We start from the raw sequence: 290 nt of genomic DNA, 5'->3' as shown, positions 1-290 counted from the left end.
CGGGGCGATTACCGCAGGTGCATCGGTAACGTGGTATCGCGAGCAGTTCTGTCATGCGGAGATAGAAGCCGCGCGCGCGACGCCGCATGGCGATCCGCATCGCCTGCTTGAAGAAAGCGCGGCAAAAGTGCAGGCGGGATCGGACGGCGTGATGTTTCTGCCGTATCTGATGGGCGAGCGCAGCCCCGTGTGGGACGCGAAAGCAAGCGGCGCATTCGTCGGCCTGAGCCTCTTTCATACGCGGGCGCATTTGTATCGCGCGGTACTGGAAGGCGTGTCCTTTGCACTGA

The 290-nt window shown here is 62.4% G+C and carries 1 protein-coding gene; it reads left to right on the top strand.

What is annotated here, in order from left to right; genetic code table 11:
• The coding region (locus tag EN850_RS35685; RefSeq protein WP_246689340.1) for an FGGY-family carbohydrate kinase at positions 1-290 on the top strand (290 nt) is incomplete at both ends.

The sequence above is a fragment of the Mesorhizobium sp. M8A.F.Ca.ET.207.01.1.1 genome (genome assembly GCF_004794715.1).
Taxonomy (GTDB): Bacteria; Pseudomonadota; Alphaproteobacteria; order Rhizobiales; family Rhizobiaceae; genus Mesorhizobium.
This window is presented reverse-complemented; position numbering and strand designations above follow the sequence as displayed.